25 protein-coding genes are annotated in these 23,070 nt (G+C 35.7%); 14 read left to right on the top strand and 11 right to left on the bottom strand.

Annotation, left to right across the window (positions count from 1 at the left end):
- Positions 1-18: 18 nt before the first annotated feature.
- Positions 19-228 carry a hypothetical protein gene (locus O5637_RS05475; protein ID WP_269606784.1) on the bottom strand — a complete coding sequence of 70 codons (210 nt, stop codon included), beginning with the start codon at positions 226-228 and terminating at the stop codon, positions 19-21.
- Between the two features lie 81 nt (positions 229-309).
- Here O5637_RS05475 and O5637_RS05480 point away from each other — a divergent pair, with 81 nt between their 5' ends.
- The 7 genes from O5637_RS05480 to O5637_RS05510 all read left to right on the top strand — a co-directional run bounded on the left by O5637_RS05480 (position 310) and on the right by O5637_RS05510 (position 7,637).
- A complete protein-coding gene (locus O5637_RS05480) occupies positions 310-672 on the top strand; it encodes a DUF805 domain-containing protein (RefSeq protein ID WP_269606786.1) in 363 nt (120 codons plus the stop codon).
- Positions 673-1,321: 649 nt separating this feature from the next.
- Positions 1,322-1,525, top strand: a complete 204-nt coding sequence (locus O5637_RS05485; RefSeq protein ID WP_269606789.1) for a hypothetical protein — start codon at positions 1,322-1,324, stop codon at positions 1,523-1,525.
- Positions 1,526-1,861: 336 nt separating this feature from the next.
- On the top strand, positions 1,862-2,923 hold the full coding sequence (locus tag O5637_RS05490) for an amino acid ABC transporter substrate-binding protein (protein ID WP_269606791.1): 1,062 nt from the start codon (positions 1,862-1,864) through the stop codon (positions 2,921-2,923).
- A gap of 19 nt (positions 2,924-2,942) precedes the next feature.
- Positions 2,943-3,842: an ABC transporter permease subunit gene (locus tag O5637_RS05495; protein WP_269606792.1), complete on the top strand. Its 900-nt coding sequence runs from the start codon at positions 2,943-2,945 to the stop codon at positions 3,840-3,842.
- Positions 3,843-3,860: 18 nt separating this feature from the next.
- Entirely contained in the window at positions 3,861-4,880 is a 1,020-nt protein-coding gene (locus O5637_RS05500; protein WP_269606794.1) for an amino acid ABC transporter permease, read from the top strand.
- Positions 4,881-4,886: 6 nt separating this feature from the next.
- A complete protein-coding gene (locus O5637_RS05505; RefSeq protein ID WP_269606796.1) occupies positions 4,887-5,633 on the top strand; it encodes an amino acid ABC transporter ATP-binding protein in 747 nt (248 codons plus the stop codon).
- 246 nt (positions 5,634-5,879) lie between these two features.
- Positions 5,880-7,637: an FAD-dependent oxidoreductase gene (locus O5637_RS05510; protein WP_269606798.1), complete on the top strand. Its 1,758-nt coding sequence runs from the start codon at positions 5,880-5,882 to the stop codon at positions 7,635-7,637.
- Between the two features lie 465 nt (positions 7,638-8,102).
- On the opposite strand, the gene O5637_RS05515 is transcribed toward O5637_RS05510, so the two are convergent.
- Positions 8,103-8,291 carry a hypothetical protein gene (locus tag O5637_RS05515; RefSeq protein WP_269606800.1) on the bottom strand — a complete coding sequence of 63 codons (189 nt, stop codon included), beginning with the start codon at positions 8,289-8,291 and terminating at the stop codon, positions 8,103-8,105.
- A gap of 23 nt (positions 8,292-8,314) precedes the next feature.
- Here O5637_RS05515 and O5637_RS05520 point away from each other — a divergent pair, with 23 nt between their 5' ends.
- The gene (locus tag O5637_RS05520) at positions 8,315-8,452 is read left to right on the top strand and encodes a hypothetical protein (RefSeq protein WP_269606802.1); all 138 of its coding nucleotides are present in this window, start codon (positions 8,315-8,317) and stop codon (positions 8,450-8,452) included.
- 100 nt (positions 8,453-8,552) lie between these two features.
- Here O5637_RS05520 and O5637_RS05525 read toward each other — a convergent pair whose 3' ends face one another.
- The gene (locus tag O5637_RS05525; RefSeq protein WP_269606804.1) at positions 8,553-10,232 is read right to left on the bottom strand and encodes a tetratricopeptide repeat protein; all 1,680 of its coding nucleotides are present in this window, start codon (positions 10,230-10,232) and stop codon (positions 8,553-8,555) included.
- 466 nt (positions 10,233-10,698) lie between these two features.
- Here O5637_RS05525 and O5637_RS05530 point away from each other — a divergent pair, with 466 nt between their 5' ends.
- Positions 10,699-11,172: an EVE domain-containing protein gene (locus O5637_RS05530; protein ID WP_269606805.1), complete on the top strand. Its 474-nt coding sequence runs from the start codon at positions 10,699-10,701 to the stop codon at positions 11,170-11,172.
- On the opposite strand, the gene O5637_RS05535 is transcribed toward O5637_RS05530, so the two are convergent.
- From O5637_RS05535 to O5637_RS05545, 3 genes are all read right to left on the bottom strand, one after another.
- Complete coding sequence (locus O5637_RS05535; protein WP_269606807.1) at positions 11,173-11,436, bottom strand: DUF2811 domain-containing protein; 264 nt, start codon at positions 11,434-11,436, stop codon at positions 11,173-11,175.
- A 304-nt stretch (positions 11,437-11,740) separates the two neighbouring features.
- The gene (locus tag O5637_RS05540) at positions 11,741-12,121 is read right to left on the bottom strand and encodes a DUF1818 family protein (protein WP_269606808.1); all 381 of its coding nucleotides are present in this window, start codon (positions 12,119-12,121) and stop codon (positions 11,741-11,743) included.
- Complete coding sequence (locus O5637_RS05545; protein WP_158467134.1) at positions 12,122-12,355, bottom strand: DNA-directed RNA polymerase subunit omega; 234 nt, start codon at positions 12,353-12,355, stop codon at positions 12,122-12,124.
- A 146-nt stretch (positions 12,356-12,501) separates the two neighbouring features.
- Between O5637_RS05545 and O5637_RS05550 the strand changes: the two genes are divergently transcribed.
- Positions 12,502-14,127 (top strand): Hsp70 family protein, encoded by a 1,626-nt coding sequence (locus tag O5637_RS05550; RefSeq protein WP_269606809.1) that lies wholly within the window; start codon positions 12,502-12,504, stop codon positions 14,125-14,127.
- 28 nt (positions 14,128-14,155) lie between these two features.
- Here the strand turns inward: O5637_RS05550 and pyrR are convergent, their stop codons facing one another.
- Positions 14,156-14,707, bottom strand: a complete 552-nt coding sequence (gene pyrR / locus O5637_RS05555) for a bifunctional pyr operon transcriptional regulator/uracil phosphoribosyltransferase PyrR (RefSeq protein ID WP_269606811.1) — start codon at positions 14,705-14,707, stop codon at positions 14,156-14,158.
- A gap of 161 nt (positions 14,708-14,868) precedes the next feature.
- Between pyrR and gpmI the strand changes: the two genes are divergently transcribed.
- Entirely contained in the window at positions 14,869-16,494 is a 1,626-nt protein-coding gene (gene gpmI / locus O5637_RS05560) for a 2,3-bisphosphoglycerate-independent phosphoglycerate mutase (RefSeq protein WP_269606813.1), read from the top strand.
- Between the two features lie 11 nt (positions 16,495-16,505).
- Entirely contained in the window at positions 16,506-16,736 is a 231-nt protein-coding gene (gene secG / locus O5637_RS05565) for a preprotein translocase subunit SecG (RefSeq protein WP_269606815.1), read from the top strand.
- A 128-nt stretch (positions 16,737-16,864) separates the two neighbouring features.
- On the opposite strand, the gene groL is transcribed toward secG, so the two are convergent.
- Positions 16,865-18,496 (bottom strand): chaperonin GroEL, encoded by a 1,632-nt coding sequence (groL, locus tag O5637_RS05570; protein WP_269606817.1) that lies wholly within the window; start codon positions 18,494-18,496, stop codon positions 16,865-16,867.
- Between the two features lie 64 nt (positions 18,497-18,560).
- Complete coding sequence (groES, locus tag O5637_RS05575; protein WP_011295315.1) at positions 18,561-18,872, bottom strand: co-chaperone GroES; 312 nt, start codon at positions 18,870-18,872, stop codon at positions 18,561-18,563.
- Between the two features lie 224 nt (positions 18,873-19,096).
- Here groES and atpD point away from each other — a divergent pair, with 224 nt between their 5' ends.
- Positions 19,097-20,563: a F0F1 ATP synthase subunit beta gene (gene atpD, locus O5637_RS05580; RefSeq protein WP_269606821.1), complete on the top strand. Its 1,467-nt coding sequence runs from the start codon at positions 19,097-19,099 to the stop codon at positions 20,561-20,563.
- Positions 20,564-20,621: 58 nt separating this feature from the next.
- Positions 20,622-21,029 (top strand): ATP synthase F1 subunit epsilon, encoded by a 408-nt coding sequence (gene atpC / locus O5637_RS05585; RefSeq protein WP_269606823.1) that lies wholly within the window; start codon positions 20,622-20,624, stop codon positions 21,027-21,029.
- 48 nt (positions 21,030-21,077) lie between these two features.
- Here the strand turns inward: atpC and O5637_RS05590 are convergent, their stop codons facing one another.
- A complete protein-coding gene (locus O5637_RS05590) occupies positions 21,078-21,578 on the bottom strand; it encodes a 30S ribosomal protein PSRP-3 (protein WP_269606825.1) in 501 nt (166 codons plus the stop codon).
- 144 nt (positions 21,579-21,722) lie between these two features.
- The gene (locus O5637_RS05595) at positions 21,723-23,042 is read right to left on the bottom strand and encodes an aminopeptidase P N-terminal domain-containing protein (protein ID WP_269606921.1); all 1,320 of its coding nucleotides are present in this window, start codon (positions 23,040-23,042) and stop codon (positions 21,723-21,725) included.
- Positions 23,043-23,070 lie beyond the last annotated feature (28 nt).

A 23,070-nucleotide genomic window follows, 5' to 3' on the forward strand; every position in this document is an offset into this window, starting at 1 on the left:
AAAGCATAAACAAGAAACTTAGCGAAAGAAATTGCAGTACTGCTCTACCCTTGAGCTAACCCTTCCAGAATCTTTTAAGCCTAGTAACCTTGCGGCATCACCACCGTTAATTTCGACTGCATAGTATCGTCCACAAATATGCTTGGTTTCATAAATTCGATCATCAGACTTAACTGCCATGGGAGACATAAGAGTAAAAGATAGAGCCATGAGAAAGATACGGTTCATTATTTTATTTATGAGATAAAAAACTTTAGAGCCTTTTGAGAGTAAGATCTTACATAATTATTTATAAATATAAGACTAAAGATGAATTTTTTAGAGAGGGTTCTTTCAAATTACTTTCTGGCTTGGAGTCAGATTTTTAATTACAAAGATAAAACAAGTAGAATACCTTTTTGGCACTTTTTTATCCTGGATGGATTAATAGGAGCTGTGGTTTCAATACTATCTAATAACACCCTTGCTAATGATCCAAATGATTTTTATACCATCTCTGAGGGATATGATTGGAGTTATTTGTATAGCATTCCATCTTTTTTAGTTTTTATAGCTTTATTAATCAGAAGGCTGAGAGATATAGGTAAGGAAAACTTAGTTTTGTGGGCATTTTGTTCATTTATTCCTTTCTACAATCTTTATATATTTGCCCAGCCTTCCTCTGAAAAATAATCATTTCCTACCCTTAAAAGTCCGAGGATAAGGGATATTAAGAGCATTAAACTTTTTCAATTTTTTACTACGCCTATAACGCTTATAAAACAAGTCGAAAAGTGTCGACACTCCTAACCAAGATAGAATACAACTTATAAATATCCTTGCTCCTTCAGTCGATGCAAGCCAATAGATAATAGGATCAACTATCAGGTTAATACTAATTATAAAACCAATAAACAAAGAGAAAGTAAGGCAAGCTATTACTAATAAAGCTCTGATTATTTTTTTTGTGTTGAAATTTTTCATAACCAAATACTTGAAATCGTATTAGGAATCCATATTTTCTATTCTCAAGCAATATAGATAGTAAAGGAATTTTAATGTAATAAAAGTTGATTCACCTTTAATATTGAATGTATACAATTCAAAGATGAGATAAGAGGAAAGTCAAAAGCAAACATTCAGATTAGGTTCTTATTAAGGTTAAATTAAATTCAACTACTTTTAATAGATATATTTTTTACACGACGTTTAGATACTTACATAGCAATCAGGTAAGGGTGCTTACGATCAATCATCTAAATATTAAAATTACTTATAGCCAAATTTGTAGAAGTTTACAAACTGATCTAAGAGGGTAATTTAGATTAGCTACTTTTAGTCAATGGCCTTTAATCGATATGTAGAGGAAACGATTTCAGACCTTATATGCCATATGCTTAAAAGAACCGACCATCTCAATTCTGGAGATCAGTTAGCTATTGGACAAGAATACAGAGAATGGATTAAATGTATAAAGAATAAAGATCTGGTTCCACAAAATATACTCTGTATAGATACATCTACTTTTGGGAAAAATATTCAATAAGATTAATCCCTTTCTTTATATCTAGAAAAGTTCCTACACTTTTCAGACACCATATTTATATGAAAATCATTTGATAGGGATGAAATCAACTATTAGATGCTGAAGAGTTCACCTAACGTAGATTCATTAACAGAAGATAATATAGTTGATTTCAGATTATTCAATTATACATAAAGACGAATGTTCTATCTTTAGAAAAAGTTTTAAACTCACAAAAATACACTTTGAATTTTAAGCGGGCTTTATTTTTGGGATCACAACTTTCAATGAAGAAAAAGTAAAAGATTTTCTTTAATTGCCCTAGGAAATAGAAAAATCTGGCGAAAATCAAATTTAATGATAAAAAAAAACATGCGTCGATTGGTATCAGGAATAGTTGGTCTTGCAGCTCTATTGGCTGGCTGTGCAACAACAAATCAAGACAATAGTTCTAGACTTAACCTAATAAAAAATCGCAATGAGTTGATTTGTGGAGTAAGTGGAAAAATTCCTGGATTTAGTTTTCTGAAAAGTAATGGTAGTTATCAAGGACTAGATGTCGATATATGTAAAGCATTTGCTGCTGCAATTATAGGAGATTCAGAAAAGATCCAGTATAGACCTCTAACTGCAGCAGAAAGATTCACTGCTATTAAAACTGGGGAAATTGACCTGTTGTCAAGAAATACCACTTTCACTCTCAGTAGAGATTCCTCAGGTGGAAATGGATTAACTTTTGCACCAGTTGTTTTCCATGATGGCCAGGGATTGATGGTCAAGAAGGATAGTAAAATTAGTAGTCTTAATGATCTTGCAAATAAATCTATATGTGTAGGGTCAGGTACAACTACTGAACAAAATATAAATGATGCCTTTGAGAGTGCCTCATTGCCTTATACACCAATCAAATATCAAGATCTTAATCAAGTAGTTGCTGGATATTTACAGGGTCGTTGTTCAGCTATGACTTCTGATCGTTCACAATTAGCAGCAGCCAGATCTGGTTTTAAGAATCCAAAAGAACATATTATTCTTGATAATGTATTAAGCAAGGAGCCACTTGCTCCAGCCTCCGATGGCCAAGATCAGAAACTAGCTGATGCCATGAGATGGGTTGTCTTTGCCCTTATATCGGCAGAAGAGCAAGGGATAACAAAGTCAAATATTGATGAAAAAGTACAGATTGCAATTAATAATCCTCAATTAAAACCTTTAAGAAGATTTCTAGGTATTGAAGGAGGACTAGGAGAAAAAATTGGTCTTAGCAATGACTTCGTAGTTAAAGTAATTAGCTCAACTGGCAATTATGGAGAGATTTACGAAAGACATTTAGGACAAAATAGCGAGGTACCTATTCCAAGAGGTCAAAATGAATTGTATAACAAAGGAGGTGCACATATTTCACCACCATTTAACTAAAAACTAATTTTTTGCTGGAATGAAAATAAATAAAAAAATATTTTTACAATTTGGAATATTTATCATCTTATTTGGTTTGATTGGGATATTAATTAATAATTTAACAATAAATCTAATAAGAACAGGTCTTGGTTTCGATTTTAGCTGGCTTTCTCAACCAGCAAGTTTTGCTTTAGCGGAATACCCCTTACCTTATACCTCCTCAGATAGCTATGCTTGGGCATTAGTTATAGGTTGGCTCAACAGTCTTAAAGTTATTGTCTCATCATTAATATTGGCTACTTTCTTAGGGACACTAATAGGCTTTGCCAGAACAAGTAAAAACTCATTACTAGGTCTCATTGCGGCTGGTTACATAACAATAATCAGACAAACTCCTCTTTTACTTCAACTTATGTTTTGGTATTTTGTTGGGTTCTTAGGTTTAAAAGACAATATGTTTATCCAGTCAAAAAATATATTTAACATTTCAAATCAAGGTATAGAGTTTTCAGGATTAACTTTTTCCTCGGAGTTTCTAGCATTATTACTTGGTCTAAGTATATTTACGAGTGCTTACATAGCAGAGGTCATCCGCGGTGGCATTCTTTCTGTTTCCCGAGGGCAATGGGAAGCATTTAGGAGCTTAGGACTTTCAGAAAGAAAAGGACTTATCCGTATAATACTTCCACAGGCATTACCAGCGATCATTCCAGGATTAACAAGTCAATATCTTAACCTTGCTAAAAATAGTACCCTTGCAATAGCAGTTGGTTATTCAGATATTTACGCAATTAATGATACTATTATAAATCAAACAGGAAGAGCTATCGAATGTTTTATTATATTACTTGTTAGTTTCTTACTATTAAATCTATTGATAACTAATACCATGGAAATTATAAATAGATTAATTTTAAAATTACGAAAATATAATTAATACATGTTCAAAATCAATATGAAGTCAACAATATTTGACTTTAAAAAGCTAAGAAAAACTTTTTTTTCAAATTCAACCAATACTATTATTAGTTTACTCATTATATTATTTATTTGTGTAGCATGTTTTAATACTTTTGAATGGCTAATATTTAAGGCCAATTGGAAAGTTGTAATATCAAATCTTCCTTTATACGCATTTGGTAGTTTTCCACCTGATGAGCAATGGAGACCTGCTACTTGGATTATAAGTCTTCTCTCGCTCAGTATCTTTACTCTTTGTGGCCCTAAGTGGAAATGGCTACGTAAAAATCTACTTATAGCATGGGTAGGGACGATACCCTTGGGCCTATATCTACTTTCTGGCGGGCTTGGCTTATCACCTATAATGAGTAGACATTGGGGTGGATTAACTCTAACTATACTATTAACTGTTTGCAGCTCATTATTGTCATTACCTTTTGGAATATTTTTAGCACTATGTCGACAGAGTTCATTACCATTGATTCAAAAACTAAGTTCAATCTATATAGATGTCATGAGAGCGATTCCTCTTATTTCTGTACTTTTCTTTGGTCAACTGCTCATACCTTTATTTCTTCCATTTGGGATAGAAATTGATCGTGTTTGGAGAGCTGTCTTTGCGTTTACTCTATTTGTCTCTGCCTACATAGCTGAAGATATTCGTGGCGGACTTCAGTCAATCCCAAATACTCAAATAGAGGCAGCGAATAGTCTTGGCCTTAATCAATACCAAATCATTCAATTCATATTAATTCCTCAAGCTTTACGTATTGCGTTACCTGCTCTCACTAATCAATCTATTGGACTTTTTCAAAATACATCTTTAATGGCTATTTTAGGCTTAGTAGAGTTACTAGGTGTAGGCAGAAGTATCTTGGCTAATCCAGAATTTATTGGTCAATATGTTGAAGTTTATGTTTGGTTAGCATCTGTCTATTGGATGGTTTGTACAATAATGGCAGTTCTAGCAAGACATCTTGAACAAAGAATGACCATTAATCCAGCTAATTCCTGATAATTCATGGAACCTATCGTTGTTGCAAAGAATCTCACTAAGTCATACACAAAAGGATTACGAGCTCTTGATAATGTTTCTCTTACAGTTAATCAAGGGAAAGTCCTCGTAATTATGGGTCCCTCAGGCTCAGGGAAAAGTACTCTAATTCGGACTTTTAATGGTCTTGAAACTTTTGATAAAGGAGAACTGAATATTTTAGGAATAAAAGTTGACTCTTCAAATGATGAAAGAAAAATCCAAAAGATAAGAAGAAGAGTAGGGATGGTTTTTCAACAATTCAATTTATTCCCTCATCTTTCAATACTTGAGAATATCACTCTCGCTCCAATACATGTACAAAAACGTCGTCAAACTGAAGCGGAAGAATATGGCATGTATCTCTTGAGTCAAATGGGAGTAGATTCACATGCCAAAAAATACCCAAGTCAACTTAGCGGAGGAGAACAACAGCGAGTAGCCATAGCCAGAGCTTTAGCCTTAAAGCCTGAGTTACTTTTATTCGATGAGCCCACTAGTGCTCTAGACCCAGAGCGAATCAATGAAGTACTCGATGCAATGAGAAGACTTGCTGAGCAAGGAATGACAATGGTTGTCGTAACACATGAAATTGGTTTTGCAAAAGACGTAAGCGATCAAGTTTTATTTATGGATTCAGGTAAAGTCATAGAAACATCTCCTCCAAATATTTTCTTCTCTCATGCTAGGCATGAGAGAAGTAGAAAATTTCTTAATCAACTTGATAAGTACTAGTTAACAACAACTATACGTCGATATCCATTTATCAGTTTTATTAGTTTCAAAAACAATTAAATTAGATGAGTAATAGCTAATAAGATATAAAGTATTCAAATCCGCATTTTCACGCTATCCATGTCAAGCATAGATATCTCGTATTGGCTGATAAAAAGTGAGCCTTAATGAAGACATAAGGTTAAGAACACTCAACAATTCCTATCCCAACCAAATTAAAACTTTGAATTATTTTAAGGAAAATCAATGACAAATTATAACCACACAACACAAATTTCAAATATTTTGGTAATTGGCTGTGGAGGTGCAGGGTTAAGAGCTGCTATTGAAGTCAAGCTCGCTGGACTTCAAGTATCAGTACTAGGGAAGCGAGCAAAGACAGATTCGCATACTGTTTTAGCTGCAGGAGGAATTAATGCCGCATTTGGAAATGTCGATCAAGAAGATTCTTGGGAACAACATTTTGCAGATACTTATATAGAGGGATATGGAATTGGAGACGTATCACAAATTGAGATAATGGCTAAAGAGTCTCCAATACTTGTTCAAGAAATAGATCAATGGGGGGCAAATTTTGCAAAATTAAAAAATGGGCTTCTTGATCAAAGATTTTTTGGAGCTCATTCGTATAGAAGAACTTGTTACTCAGGAGATTTCACAGGTTTATCAATTTTAAAAACACTTCTTAAGAAAGCAAAGTCTTTAAATATTCCAATTTATGACAACCAATACGTCACTGAGATTCTTATAAGAGATGACATTTGCTTTGGAGCCATGTCATTCGATACAAGTACAGCTGAAAGGACAGTGCATTTAGCTGATGCTGTTATTCTTTGCACAGGAGGGCATACAAAAATATGGAAAAGAAGTTCCTCTAGAAAAAAAGAAAATACAGGAGACGGCTTGTACTTAAGTCTCAAAGCAGGTTGCCAATTAAGAGATATGGAAATGGTTCAATTTCACCCCTCAGGAATGCTTCTCCCAGAGGAGATTGCAGGAACATTAGTCACAGAAGCAGTTCGAGGGGAAGGAGGAAAACTTATAAATAACCAAGGAGAACGATTCATGGTTAATTATGATAAAGAGAGAATGGAGCTTTCAACTAGAGATAGAGTTGCCATAGCGAATTACACAGAAATAGCCGAAGGGCGAGGCACCCCTAATGGAGGTGTGTATCTGGATATAAGTCATATGAGTAAAGATTTTATAATGCAAAAAATACCAAGTATTTACAGGCAATTTTTAGATACACAAATGCTAGACATCTCAAAAGAGCCAATGGAAGTAGCTCCAACAGCACACTATTCAATGGGAGGAATTGTAATAAGTCCTGAAGAGCATTGCACATCAGTCAGAGGTTTGTATGCCGCAGGAGAAGTGGCTGGTGGATTACATGGTGCAAATCGTCTAGGAGGCAATTCTCTTGCAGAAATTTTAATTTTCGGGAAGAGGGCTGGAATGGCTAGTATTAATTATTCAAACCAATTAAATTCACAAGTAAGATCTGATATTTCCATACAAAATGCTCATGACCATATCAATAAATTCATAAATAAAGGTACAGAATTAGCAAAGCCATTACAACATGAATTAAGTAGCGTCATGTGGAAGCATTGTGGAGTGATTAAAGATAAAAACTTATTAGAGTCAGGACTAAAAAAAATTATAGACATCAAAAATATTATTAAAGACGTTGATGTTAGAATTGACTATCATAGTTGTGATGATCTTGTTCAGGTATTTGATTTAGAAGCATCAGTAATTTCTGCTGAAGCCACAATCCTATCTGCGTTAACCAGACAAGAAAGTAGAGGTTCGCATCAAAGGAGTGACTATAAGGAATTAAACACTAGTGATAATTGCAATTATCACGTCAAGTTGAACAAACAGACTTTTGAGTTAGAAATATCAAAACAACATATTCCTACATTAAGAAAGGATCTCCAAAATATTGTCAAAAAAACAAGCAAAGTTATTAATCTCAAAAATAAATTACTTGAATAGTCATATTTAATTGATTGGTGACTACTAGGAAAACCTTTTTGAAATAGAACAAAAAATGAGGGTGAGAATGTCAAGCAATCCACACAACAGCCACACATCGCAATGACGCTGATATCCCTTGCTAGCAATGGGAATCAACTACTGGCTAATGAAAAGCAAGCCTTCATTGACTGCCTGAGATCTCAAGGAATCGTTATTTCTTGTTCGAACTTTATTCGAACTTTTTCCATGACAAGCAGACCAGAAATATTAGATGAGATCATGTTTTACATCCTTGAATGAGCTAATTGCGCAGAAAACACAGACAAATACTTTGAGCATGTTCTCGACTACTGCAAAAAGGATTATCAACAAGCTTTTTTAAAAAGAAAAATTAGATCAAATTCTATTCACTACAGGAATCAATTCCAGCGAAAAACTAATAATAAATATTCGATTTAATTCACTCAAGAAATATCTATAATTTTATGCTGCGATATTTTCTCTCAAACCTCTATCCCTACTCCCTTTAAACCATACAGGCCTTGGGAGAAGTTCATTCACTGGATACAAATGACCGGTCACTGAATAAGGCTTCTCAAGGGTTGAAGCTTCTGCAAGAACTGCTTTATATTCCTCCATTGAACGAACATTTCGAGAAGATTTAGAAGTCATAGTTCTTGGCTGTTTTATAGATTATGAGCCAACAATCAGATGATGACGTTCAGAGCGAGCTTTTCCCAAAGAATATGTGGAAGATCAGTTTTTCTACGATGCTTAAATTTGGAGATTTTCTATCAATTGCGATCTGTGCATTATTAGTAATAGAAGCCTGATTGAAATAGAGTAAAGGAATAGTGGTGAGAATGTTAAACCATCCCACACCATCCAAACATTGCAATATCGCTAAGATCCCATGGCAACAAAGGATATTAACTATTGTCTACGTCCAAATAACATAGTGACATTGATTCGGCGATTCTCATATCCTTCTTTGAATTCATAACTATCAGTTTCATGAAATAAATTTGAATTAAAGATAACAGCACGGTTTTCGCTATAAGGAATCACTTTTGTATTACCTTTACTTTTTTTGAGTTCTTCGAGAATTTTTGTTTTATCGTTGGTGTTATTGTAAATTTGAAAATCCCATTCCTTTGGAGCTTCTACGTCGTAGACGATTAATCCACCAGACTTTTTGTTTAAGTTAGCTTCTTTAGGTGTAATCCAAAAGTTAACATTTACTGCTGCAAAATCTGCGTGAACATTGATACCTTTAATAGATGACTTGTAATCTTTTGAGCGACTATCGTATTTGAAAGCCCATATGTGGTTTATAGGATAATCTTTAAATATTTGTGGGAATTTCTTTCTAAGCTCATCTGCTATTTGAAAAATCAAAGGATTAGCAAAACCATCTCTGAGGAATGTGCCAAGGTATCCATTATTTTTGACATTAAACCAAATTGTACTTTCCAGTAAGAATTTTCGAAGGGATTCTAATGCTTGAGGACTTAAGAAATTATCAATGTAAGTCAACCCAAACTCATGATCACAATAAGCATTTGTAATTTTTTCAATATTTAAGGAATCATTTATTGCTTCTTTTTCTAATCTAGGTGCTGCCACTCTATGAATTAAACAATTATAGCTACCTTCTAGAATGCTTTGATGTTTGTTATTTAAAGGAATTAGTTTGGTTTTAGATGGCCAATCAATCTCAGAGGCAACGTTTTTATATAGAATAGCAAGATCAGTAAATTTTTTAGTCTCATAACCTTGCGATGCTAAATATTCAAATTGTTCAATATCATGTTGAATTTTCGCCTCACTAATTATTTTAAATCTTGTGTAACCTGATTTTTTGTTCTTTTGTTCATTAAGTAACCGTGCACTTTCTGCCAAATATTCTAGAGATAAGTCTGGATTTCCTTTTTGAAGATGCATTAAGCCTAAAAGTTCATTTGCTTTTGCAAAATCAGGTTTAATTTCAATTGCTTTTTGAATTGATCTTTCTGCTTCTTTTGATTTATCAAGATCTCTCAATATGTTTCCCAGATTGTAATGAGCTTGAGCGAAATTAGGATTAATTTGAATTGCTTTACGAGTAGATAATTCTGCTTCTTGTAATTTGCCAAGTTCTTTTAAGACGATTCCCAGATTATAATGAGCATCAGCGCAATCAGGATTGATTTTAATTGCTTTTCGGTATGACAATACTGCTTCTTGTAATTTGCCAAGTTCTTTTAATATGATTCCAAGATTGTAATGAGCATCAACGTAATCAGGATTAATTTTAATTGCTTTTCGGTATAACAATTCTGCTTCTTGTAAGTTGCCAATATCATATAAAATTCCTGCATAATTAGAAAAAGCCATGGGATCTTTAAACCCTTGATTTATAAAATATTGATAAAACTTTGCTGCCTCTGAAGCATTTCCTTGTGAATGGAACTTCAATGCTTGGTTGATTATTTGATCTTTAGAAGGCTTAGAAGTAACATTAGTAGTAATAGTAATATTTTCTTTAATTTTTTCTAAAGAGAATGGAATAGTAAATATTTTTATATCATTGAATTTATTTTTTCTTTGTTCTTGTTTATCTGATTTTTCCATATATTTTATTACTTCTAAAGAAACAATAGAAAAGTACAGAGATATATCATATCTACAGGATCAAGATCCATTGAAGATTTCTTCTTAAAGTTTTGAGACTATAACGCCTCAAATGCTGACTTTATCTATTGAGCCATAACTCGCCATGATTATAGAGAAAGAAGCATTTACACAACGCCACAAAAAACAAGTCATAGATACAACTTACCTTGAGTTATCCATACGAATGGGTCTTAGAACACGTTTCTGTACACGGATTGGACAGGAGTTGGGATGCAAAACAGGTGTTTTCTTCATCATCTTCGGCTCGATAAGAATCGGATTCAAGCCATCTAAATATTTATAAATCGATGTCTAGCGATCGGTTTTATTAATTTCAAAAGTTAGGTAATCTTGGAAGAGGTTTGGATCCCTAATCCAAGAGTTATCCAAACTTTATCCAAACCAGACATTTTCGACAATATCCATGTCAACCAAAGATATCTCTTATTGGCTAATGAAAAGTGAGCCAGATGCTTACAGTATTAAAGATTTACAAACAGAAGAAGAGACTCTCTGGGATGGAATTCGAAATTATCAAGCTAGAAACTTTATGAGGTCAATGAAAATTGGTGATCAGGCTTTTTTTTATCATTCCAATACTAAGCCCCCTGGAATAGTTGGTCTAATGGAAATTATTGAGACCAACTTAATCGACCCATTTCAGTTTGATGAAAGTTCAAAGTACTTTGATAAAAAAGCAAAAAGAGAAAACCCTCGTTGGGATTGTGTGAAGACTAAATACATCTGTGAATTTAAAAATATGATTACGTTAAAGGAGCTATCTGAAACTTATACGTCTGAAGAGCTAACTCTAGTTCGGAAAGGGAACAGGCTGTCAATCATGCCAATTAATAAAAATATCGCTTTAGAACTTCTTAAAAAGCTCAAGAAAAATTAATTAAAAAGAGTGAGATCCAAACATATTCCCAATATAAAGACGTGTTATCAATCTGGAACTGTTACCGTTTTGGATCAAAAAACCTGCAAGCGCTGCTTGTAAAAGCCTATATTGATCCCAATTTGGATGTTTCTCAATATAAACTTGCATAGCTTGTTGAATTTGTTTTGGTATTTCTGTTTGAAAACTAATTGTGTCCTCAAGTTCCAAAACTTCCGAATCTTGGATCGAGCTTTTTTCTTCCGTAAAATCAATATTTTTCATTTAATAGGCCTTTAGAAGATTTAATCCATCCGCAAAATACTCTCAAAATTAAATCTATAAAAACCACTTTCTCGGGCCGTCTCATTCCCAGATCAAGTCCTCAACGGCTTTCAGAGAAAAATAATAGGTATTACTTATCTTGAGAATGAATATTATTTAAAAATCAAATGTGAGCTATCAAGCTCCGCCTTTTTCCACAGTGAATAGAAGGAGTCTAATTGCTTAAATATATACTGTGGAAAACATGTGAGTTAAGCCCACTTGGATTTGGGGAAAAATTTGAAAAACTTTTAGTTAAGTTCTCTCACAAATAGCCTGAATCCCACATAGTTCTCATTGCATTAGCAACATAGTTAGTCACATTTTTAGGCCAATAAACCTCTGCTCCTCGATTGAATAAACCACTAGAGCTCAAGATCAATCTAAGGTTCCATCCATATTGATCACCTTTCAAAATCGCCAACCAAGGACTACGTTCTAATTCCAAAGTTATATCCTCATCGCCCATTAATTGTTCTTTCACTGATTGGTATTGGTCAGACAAATCTATTACTACCATAACTAGATTTTCCCACTCAGATTCATTTAACTCAATTGCCCAATTTTCTCCTCCTATAAGAATAGAAAAGTTATCTCTTGATGAATCTCTAAATATTCTCCAACCCGGACCTTCTCTTTTGATCACCTATCCAGGTAGAAGATCAGGCTGATCTTGTTCATCACTTAGTTCAATTATGGCTCTTTGTACTGGCTTGACTGTTGATTCTTCTAAGAGTCCGTCAAAATCATCAAATCTTCTTTGCTTTGCTCTAAAAGCAATACGCACAGTAGTGAGATAGCGATTAGTGGAATGTCTTATGAGACTCTCACCTCTTTTAGCTAAATCCTTGGAATTAACTCCTGAACCTGACTTGATCACACTTAAAACTTTTTTGTTGCTTTATTGTAGGAGAGAATAGTGCATTTATATATTTTTAACCAAAAGAGAACAATGGTGTTAGTTTTTCTAGACTAACTTTCTATTAATTGATTCTTGCTACTCCAATTAAAAATTCACTAAGAAAGATGGAAAAAAATAAAATCGATCAATTCGAAAATATCCATCTACCTAAAATAAATACAAATGATTGTGGAACATTAGCCATTGATTTAGGGAGTTCAACAACAGTAGTTGTTTTTCAAAAAGAAAATGGTCAACCTCCTGAACTTTTAGATCTACCTCCGATCAGCAGAGCTCCTGGAGAGATACCAAGTTTAATTTGTAAATCATCAGAAAAAGAAGCATTGTATTTAATTGGCCAAGAAATTATAGATTTAGATCTCATTAATAAAAAAGAATACAACTTAAGTCAAGATTTTAAAAGATGGATAGGATCTACCGAAAACGAACCTATATATGACTCGATAATCTCCCCAGAAAAAGCAGGAGAGATTTTAATTCACAATATTTGGGAAAAAGTGTCGGAGAAGTTTAACATCAAAAGACTAGTATTAACTGCCCCAGTAGATACATATAGAGAATATAGAAATTGGTTAATCAATGTATGTAATTCCTTAGAAGTAAAAGAAATTGCATTGGTTGATGAACCTACTGCTGCTGCAATGGGAGCTGGACTAGAACCTGGATCAACATTACTTGTTTTAGATTTTGGAGGAAGCACAATTGATATGTCAATTGTTGCTTTAGAGGGAGGAGAAGGGCAAGCTTCACCAATTGCTCAACTTGTCAGATTTGATGGCAATAATTTAGAAGGAAAAAGTAAACAAGTTCTTCGCACAGCAAAAGTTCTAGGGAAGTCAGGGATTAGGTTAGGTGGAAAAGATATAGACAGATGGATATCTCATCATTTATTACCAGAAGAGAAACCAACCAATTCAATCTTGAGAAAGGCAGAGGAACTAAAATGTGAATTAAGCAACATAAATATAAAAGATACATTGGTTATTACAAAACAAGTACAAAATAATAAAAATGAAGAAAAGTCTTTAAGACTATCTAAAAAAGGACTTGAAGAATTACTTATAGAGAAAGGACTCCTTAAAAGTATTGAAAAGCTTTTCAAACAAACAATTAATGTAGCCAAACGAAATTCATTTGAAATAAAAGATCTTGATAGTGTTGTCTTAGTTGGAGGAGGATCTCGAATACCTTTAATTAAAAATTATTTATGTGAGATCTGTAATTCTATTCCTTTTTTGACCCCTCCCCCTATTGAAGCAATTGCATTGGGAGCATTAAATCTTACACCAGGTGTGCAAGTAAAAGATGTTCTTAATAAAGGGGTAAGTCTTAGATGCTGGAATAAAAAAAATGAAAAGTACATATGGCACCCGCTTTTTCTGCCAGGTCAAACATGGCCAACAAATAAACCGTTAGAAATAATTTTAGCTGCAAGTATAAATAATCAATTAAGCATAGATTTAATTATTGGAGAACCTCAGGAAGAAGGCTCAAATGAAGTTATTTATATTGATGGATTACCCACTTTAAAAGAAATAGAATCTAAAGATAAAATAAACAAGATAAATAATACTATTATTTCAATTCCTCTGGAGCCTCCTGGTGAAATTGGTCAAGATTGTATGAGATTAATTTTCAATATTAATGAAAATTGTCAACTTGAAGTTGAAGGTATCGATTTAAGAAATCATAATGCAGTGCAAAGTGAAATTCTTGGTGAAATCAGATAACTATTTGCTAGTTTTTAATATTAATAGATTATAGTTTTTTACATAAAAAGATACCCTCTTCTCCATCAACTTCCCACAATCTAAGATCAATAGTCTCATCTTTGCTCGTTGGGACTACACGCCCACAAAAGTCTGGTTGAATTGGAACTTCTCTATTGCCCCTATCTACCATCGCAAGAAGCGTAACTCTTTTTGCTCTGCCCCATGAATGTAAGGCTTCTAATGCTGCTTTGATTGTTCTCCCTGTATATATAACATCATCAATTAAAACAACCTCTCTATCATCAACAGAAGAAGGTAAATCAGTTGCTTGAGCAATGCGAGTACCAACCCTCGCAAGATCATCTCTATGAAAAGTAGGATCTAAGCAACCATTCTCGACTGGCTGACCAGATAATTCCTCTAAATATTTTGCTAATATTTTACATAAATAAACGCCCCTAGTTGGTATCCCAACAAGCAATAATGAACTAATATTTGGAATCTTTTCCAAAATTTGAGAAGCCAATCTTTTTATAGTTCTATCAAGTTCTTTTTTTGAGAGGATTTCTATCTCTTTTTTCACGGTTTCATCTGGCATATTTTAAAGTCCTAAAAATTTTATTTTTTCTTAGGAATAGCTGAAATACTTTTTTAATCTAATAGGGAAAAGCTAACCAAACATCAAAGTATTAGCCTGTTTACCTATTAGGAAGTAATTTAATACGAAAGAGAAACATTATTAGCAACCAATTTCTTTGAATGTCAAGCAGTAACTCCGCTGTTTCAATAAGCAAAGGGAAAGTATCTCCAGTGGTATTGGCGATACTTGATGGTTGGGGGCACTCTGAAGAAACTAATCACAATTCTATTAAACAAGCATCTACTCCGGTAATGGATGCTTTATGGCATGCCTATCCTCACACTCTTATTGAAGCGAGCGGTGCATATGTTGGACTACCAGATAATCAAATGGGTAACTCCGAAGTTGGTCATCTAACTATTGGGGCAGGGAGAATAATTCAACAAGAATTAGTCCGAATATCTAATACAGTCAAAGAAAACAAATTAATTGATAATAGTGCTCTTAATGAATTTTCTAAAGCTTTAAAAAAGAGAGAAGGGACTCTTCACATAATGGGACTTTGTTCCGATGGAGGGGTTCATAGCCATATCAATCATTTGTGCGGATTAATGCAATGGGCTGCTGAAAAAGACTTAACAAATGTCTCATTGCACCTTTTCACTGATGGAAGAGACACCTCAGCAAAGAGTGCTTCAAAATATATAAAGAAAATAGAAACCACAATCAAATCAACTGGAGTAGGTGAGATTTCTTCAATTTGCGGAAGATATTGGGCTATGGATCGAGATAATCGATGGGAAAGGACTTCAAAAGCTTATGAATTGCTAACTGATCCAAACTTTTTGATTAGCGATCTTTCAGCAGAAGAAAGTTTAAATAAAAGCTATGCTGAGGGAATAACTGATGAATTTTTCGAACCCGTTAGGTTTTCCTCCTCCTTCTTAAAGGATGAAGATGGAGTAATTTTTTTTAATTTTCGCCCCGACAGAGCTAGGCAATTAGTTAAGGCTCTTAAATTAAAAGATTTTGATGGCTTTGAGAGAAAAAATAAAATTGATATTGACTTACTGACTTTTACACAATACGAATCAGGTCTCCCTGTTTCAGTAGCTTTTCCACCTGAACCACTAAATGATTTATTAGGTCAAGTAGTCGCTAGTCATGGACTAAATCAATATCGGACAGCTGAAACCGAAAAATATCCACATGTAACATATTTTTTGAATGGAGGTATTGAAAAGCCATTAAAAGGAGAGGTAAGACACCTTGTTCCATCGCCAAGAGTTGCAACTTATGATCTACAGCCTGAGATGTCAGCAGACGAACTAACTGAAAGTTGCATCAAAGCAATTGAAACTGGGATTTACTCATTGGTGGTAATTAATTTTGCCAATCCAGATATGGTTGGACATTCTGGAATAATGAAAGCAGCTATTAAAGCTAATGAAAAGGTCGATAGCTGCGTTGGAAAATTATTAAATTCAATAGGTAAGTTAGGCGGATCACTACTAATAACAGCTGATCATGGCAATTCCGAAATGATGTTAGGACCCGATGGCCAACCATGGACAGCTCATACAACAAATCCTGTTCCAGTTATACTTGTAGAAGGTGAAAAACGTAAATTAAAGGGATATGGCAATGACATAAAACTCAGAGAGTGCGGAGGTGGATTATCTGATTTAGCTCCAACTCTTCTACACCTATTAAATTTACCAAAACCAAAAGCAATGACTGGTTCAACACTTATTGAACCAATTAACATGCCTAAAAAGCCAAATCTTATTCCTCAACCCGCATAATAGATAAAAAAATGATCATTCCACTTTTATCCTGGGCATGGGCAATTTCAGGGGTTTTTCTAATACTATTAGTTCTTCTTCATAGCCCAAAAGGTGATGGAATGGGTGGCCTAGCATCTAGCGGAAGCTCAATGTTCACAAGTGCAAGTAGTGCTGAATCCACCTTAAATAGAGCCACCTGGGCATGTCTTATATTGTTTTTAACCCTGGCTATTATTCTTAGCGCAGGATGGTTAAAGTAAATTTTCAGACTTTTTTGTCTTTTTTATTTAATTGAGAGAAAACAAGTATATTAATGGACAAAAAAATTGAACTGGGCCTAAACCCAGTCCATTATTGAAATCAAAGCTAGATTTAAAACTGAAACTTATCAATAATCAAAATCACCACCCATTCCACCGCTTGCTGGGGAAGCATCTTTCTTCTCAGGTAAATCAGCGACTATGCATTCAGTCGTAAGAACCATGCCTGCTATTGAGGCAGCATTTTGCAAACCTGAGCGAGTCACCTTCGCTGGATCAACAATTCCAGCAGAAAGCATATCTACATATTCCCCGGTTGCAGCGTTGTATCCATCGTTGACTGGTTTAGATTTAACGTTCTCGGCCACAACTGCTCCATTGGCTCCCGCATTCTCAGCTATACGCATGAGTGGTGAAGTAAGTGCAGCTTCAACAATATTTGCTCCGATTAATTCCTCACCAGACAGGTTAGATGAAGACCAATCGCCTAATGAAGGAGCCAAATGAGCGAGTGTTGTTCCACCACCTGGAACAATTCCTTCTTCAACCGCCGCCTTAGTTGCATTAATTGCATCCTCTAGACGGAGTTTTTTGTCTTTCATCTCAGTTTCAGTTGCAGCTCCAACCTTCACTACAGCAACACCACCAGATAGCTTGGCTAATCTTTCTTGAAGCTTTTCTTTGTCATAAGTTGAGTCAGTCTCATCCATCTGCTTCTTGATTTGTTCACATCTTGCTTTGACAGCTACTTCATTGCCTTCAGCAACAATTGTTGATGTGTCCTTATTGATAGTCACTCTCCTTGAAGTTCCAAGCATATCAAGAGTTGCATTCTCAAGTTTTAAGCCTGCATCCTCAGTAATGAGTTGGCCATTAGTTAAAACAGCCATGTCTTCAAGCATCGCCTTTCTACGATCACCAAAACCAGGAGCCTTAACCGCAGCAACGTTTAAAACACCTCGAAGCCTATTGACGACTAATGTAGCCAGAGCTTCTTTTTCTATGTCTTCAGCAATAATTAAAAGAGGTTTACCTGTTTTAGCTACTTGCTCTAAAACAGGAACAAGATCTTGGACTAGGCCAATTTTTTTATCAGTAAGCAATATGTAAGGCTCGTCTAATACTGCTTCCATTCTCTCGGTATCAGTTGCAAAGTAAGGAGAAATGTATCCCTTATCGAAGCGCATTCCTTCAGTGACCTCTAATTCTGTGGTCATTGACTTGCCTTCTTCTAAAGAAATGACACCTTCTTTACCAACTTTATCCATTGCATCAGCAATCATCCTTCCGACTTCATCATCATTGCCAGCAGCAATAGTTCCACACTGGGCAATCGCATTACTGTCGCTGATGGGTTTGGAATGATCTTTTATTTTTTCAACTAAAAATTCAGTTGCCTTGTCAATTCCTTTTTTCAAAGTTATTGCGTTAGCTCCAGCTGCAACGTTTTTCAAACCAGCTTTTACCATCGCATGAGCAAGAACTGTTGCGGTGGTTGTTCCATCACCTGCAGCGTCATTTGTTTTTGAAGCAGCTTGACGAATTAGAGCAACTCCAGTGTTTTCAATGTGATCTTCGAGTTCGATCTCCTTAGCAATAGTTACACCATCATTAATGATTTGAGGTGCACCGAACTTTTTCTCGAGAACAACATTACGACCTTTCGGTCCTAAGGTGACTGCGACTGATTCAGCCAAAATGTCAATACCTCGCTCGAGTGCACGGCGGGCTTGCTCGTTGTAAATGATGCGCTTGGCCATAAGAGGCGATTTCCTTTAATTTCGAAAAGTTTTTTTGGTTTGAACTACAGCAAAAAGCTGAGTTTTAATTGACGACAGCCAGAATATCTTTCTCAGAGAGAAGAACGTATTCATCGCTGCCAAGTTTGATATCAGTACCTGCGTACTTACTGTAGAGAACTTTGTCTCCAACACTTACTTCAGGAGATTGACGTGAACCATCCTCGTTACGTTTTCCAGGACCAACCTGAGCAACTTCACCGACTTGGGGTTTCTCTTTAGCAGTGTCGGGAAGGAGAATGCCTCCCGCCGTCTTCTCTTCTGATTCAGAAACTTTTACAAATACGCGATCTCCAAGTGGCTTGACAGTGGAGACGCTGAGAGATACAGCTGCCATAAATTAGTGCAGTAGCAAAAAAAACAAAAAGCGCTTAGCGCTGACTCGATAAAGAGTATTACTCATTACCAACGGTATTAATTTATGCATCTAAGTAGTCTCTAGACCACATATATTCTGTGCGGTTGACCGAACACTGAAAAAAAATGCCTGTGGAGTGGTAGTCTAAGCCGCTGATAAGAGTATGCACATCAGAGCATGCTCACAAAGTTTCTAGTTATCTTATGGCCGCTTCTGCAACCACTACTGTTGGAACTAAGGGTATTGTTCGCCAAGTAATTGGTCCTGTTTTAGATGTTGAATTTCCAGCCGGCAAACTCCCAAAAATCCTTAATGCATTAAGAATAGAAGGCAAGAATCCTGCTGGTCAGGATGTTGCACTAACTGCAGAAGTTCAACAATTACTAGGTGATCATCGAGTTCGAGCTGTTGCTATGAGCGGAACTGATGGATTAGTTAGAGGTATGGAAGCTGTGGATACCGGAGCACCGATTTCTGTACCTGTTGGAGAGGCAACGCTTGGAAGAATTTTCAACGTCCTTGGAGAACCAGTAGACGAGCAGGGCGATCTTAAAAACGTAACTACTTCACCAATTCACCGTTCAGCCCCAAGCCTTACTGACTTAGAAACCAAACCAAAAGTATTTGAGACAGGTATTAAAGTTATTGATCTACTAGCCCCTTACCGACAAGGTGGAAAAGTTGGTTTATTTGGAGGTGCAGGGGTAGGAAAAACAGTTTTAATCCAAGAGCTCATTAACAATATTGCTAAAGAACACGGCGGAGTATCAGTTTTTGGTGGAGTTGGAGAAAGAACCAGAGAAGGTAATGATCTATATGAAGAATTTAAAGAGTCTGGAGTCATTAATTCAGAAGATCTCACTAAGTCAAAAGTAGCTTTGTGTTTTGGTCAAATGAATGAGCCACCAGGAGCAAGAATGAGAGTAGGACTATCAGCTTTAACAATGGCTGAGCATTTTCGTGATGTAAATAAGCAAGATGTTCTTTTGTTTATTGATAATATTTTCAGATTTGTTCAGGCTGGATCAGAGGTATCTGCATTGTTAGGTCGTATGCCATCAGCCGTTGGATATCAACCTACATTAGGAACTGACGTGGGAGAGCTTCAAGAAAGGATCACCTCAACCCTAGAGGGATCAATTACATCAATTCAAGCTGTTTATGTTCCTGCTGACGACTTAACAGATCCTGCACCTGCTACAACTTTTGCTCATTTAGATGCAACTACTGTTCTAGCAAGAGCTCTTGCAGCGAAAGGTATCTATCCGGCTGTTGATCCACTTGACTCAACTAGCACCATGTTACAGCCATCTGTTGTGGGTGATGAGCATTACCGCACTGCCAGAGCAGTTCAGTCAACACTTCAAAGATACAAAGAATTGCAGGATATCATTGCTATTTTGGGATTAGATGAACTATCAGAAGAAGATAGAAAGACAGTTGATCGCGCACGCAAAATCGAGAAATTCCTATCTCAGCCATTCTTTGTTGCTGAAATATTTACTGGTATGTCAGGTAAATATGTGAAATTAGAGGATACAATCAAAGGCTTCAACATGATTCTTGCAGGAGAACTAGACCATCTACCTGAGCAAGCTTTCTATCTTGTTGGAAGCATTGAGGAAGTAAAGGCTAAAGCAGAAAAAATAGAATCTGAAGCAAAAGCTTAAAATCTTTTTTTCTACTTATAACCTCCTTCGGCCAACGTTTTTCTAAAATCCTCAAGAAATGACTTTAACTCTAAGAGTGCTTGCTCCTGATCAGAGCGTATTTGACGCTACAGCTGATGAAATAATACTTCCAAGCACTACAGGACTATTGGGAATTTTACCTGGACATATTTCAATGGTTACTGCTATTGATTTCGGTGTCCTGAGGGTTTTTAAAAACGGTAATTGGGATTCAATCGCCCTAACTGGGGGCTTCGCAGAAGTTGAATCCAATGAAGTGACAGTTTTAGTAAATAAAGCTGAGTTGGGCAAAAATATAGATTCTGTTCAAGCGGAGGCTGAATTAGAAAAAGCTAAAAACAAACTAAGCCAAACTCAAGATAAAGAAGCTTCCCCTGAAAAAATCAAGGCGCAAGAAGAACTGAACAAAGCGAAAGCTTGGTTTCAAGCATCAAAATCAAACTAAAAGTAAAAAACATTTTTTCCTTAAACAAATTTTTTGTTTAAGGAATTTTTATGCAGTACCACAGAAAGTTACGTCAGGGAATTTAACTTTTGCTTGTTCTAAGGTCTTTCCTTTACCTTCCTCTTGCCAATAATTAATAACCTCTGTGGCTTTATTGAGTACTTCAACTCTTTCATTATCAGTAATCCAACTTTTTTCTTCTAATTGAGACTTTAATGTTTCCCATGCATCTTCCCTTGGCCAAAAGAAATAAGCTGTAAGGGGGCTAGGTCCTCCTCCAACAATTTGATCAACGGCCAAAGCTACATTGTCTGGCAACCAAAGAATTTTCAGCAAAAATCTGCCCTCATCTGCCTTTGGTGTATGTCCAGAAGGTACTCCATCTGCATCTATCGTTGCAGTTGCTAATGCTGCAGCACCTCCAAGCGCGCTTGGTCGGCCTGATTTCGTCTCTTCAGAATTAACTTTCGCTTGATTTTCAGATTGTGTGCTTGCCTCAGTACTTGTTACATCTTCTTGAACAGTACCAGCCTCTTCAGAAACCATCATTTCTAAGTTTTCAACTAGCTAACAAATTACTAACTTAACAGGCACTAGGACCTATTTGAATTACTAGAGTAGGAATTCAAAAGGTTTTCTACTATTCGAAAATGATCGGATAATAAAAGAAGAAAAATATTTGGGGAGATTCAATTAATTTTCCAAATCCATCAAATTCTTAGCAGCACTACTACTCAGTACTTCTAAAGAATCTTTTGTTACTAAAACATCATCCTCAATGCGAATCCCGATACCTTTCCACCTTTCATCTATCTCAGGCTGACCATTTGGTACTGCTAACCGGTCACTGATGTAGATACCAGGTTCAACTGTTAAAACCATTCCCGGTTCAAGCTTCAGATGATAATCACCAAGTCTATATGCCCCCACATCATGAACATCTAGACCCAACCAATGACCGGTTCGATGCATATATAAGTGAGAGTAAGCTTCTTGTTCAATTATTGAATCCACTTCACCGACTAGCAATCCAATATCAACCAAGCCCTCAACAAGATGCTTCAAGGCAGTCATATGTACATTCTCTGCGTTATTACCAGGGCGAACGCATTGAATCGCGGCTTCTTGAGCTATGAGAGTAATTTCATATAAAACTTTTTGCTCTCCAGAAAATTTTCCATTAGCAGGAAAGGTCCTTGTTATATCGCCATTGTAATAGTCATCCAAAGAGCAACCAGCATCTACCAAAACAAGATCCCCATCTTTTATGAGTGAATTATTGGCCGTGTAATGAAGTACACATGCATTGTCTCCTGAAGCAATTATTGAGCCATAAGCAGGACCTCTAGTCCCTTTTTCAAGAAAGTATTTTTCGATTTGAGCTTGTAATTCCCTCTCATTCATTCCAGGGCGAGCAATTTCTCTAACTATTTCATGGCCCTCTCCAGAAATTTTTGATGCAATACGCATCCTTTCTATTTCAAAATCATCCTTACGAAGTCTCAGATCATGAAGTATCGGGCAAGGTGCAATCATGGACAACGGTGCAGAGCCACTTCTAGGTAGTTTTTGTAAATGATCAGACCAAGTTTTCAAAACCAAAGGCTCCAAATGTGGATGTTTTCCAACTCGAAAAGCAATCCCTTCGGCTCCATTTAAATAATGAGGCAAAAGGTTTGGTAATTCATTCAAAGGATGAGATATATCAACATCGAAATTATCTAAAACTCCTTTTGTTCCCCACCTAAAGCCTGTCCAAACTTCTGCACTAGATTCTTTGGGTAAAACGAATAGTACATATTGTTCTCCCTTAGGTTTATGAGGTAAAAACAAAGCCACTGCATTTGGCTCATCAAAACCAGTTAAGTACCAAAAATCACTATTTTGACGAAATGGGTACTCACAGTCTGCATGATGAGTAACTAATTCTGCTGCTGGGATGACAGCCGCATGAGAACCTAAATGTGACAAAAATATGTCTCTACGGCGACGAAAAATACTTGAATCAGCCACAAAAATACTCCCATTTACTCTTAAGGAT

Source organism: Prochlorococcus marinus str. MIT 0917 (assembly GCF_027359575.1).
GTDB lineage: Bacteria > Cyanobacteriota > Cyanobacteriia > PCC-6307 > Cyanobiaceae > Prochlorococcus_B > Prochlorococcus_B marinus_D.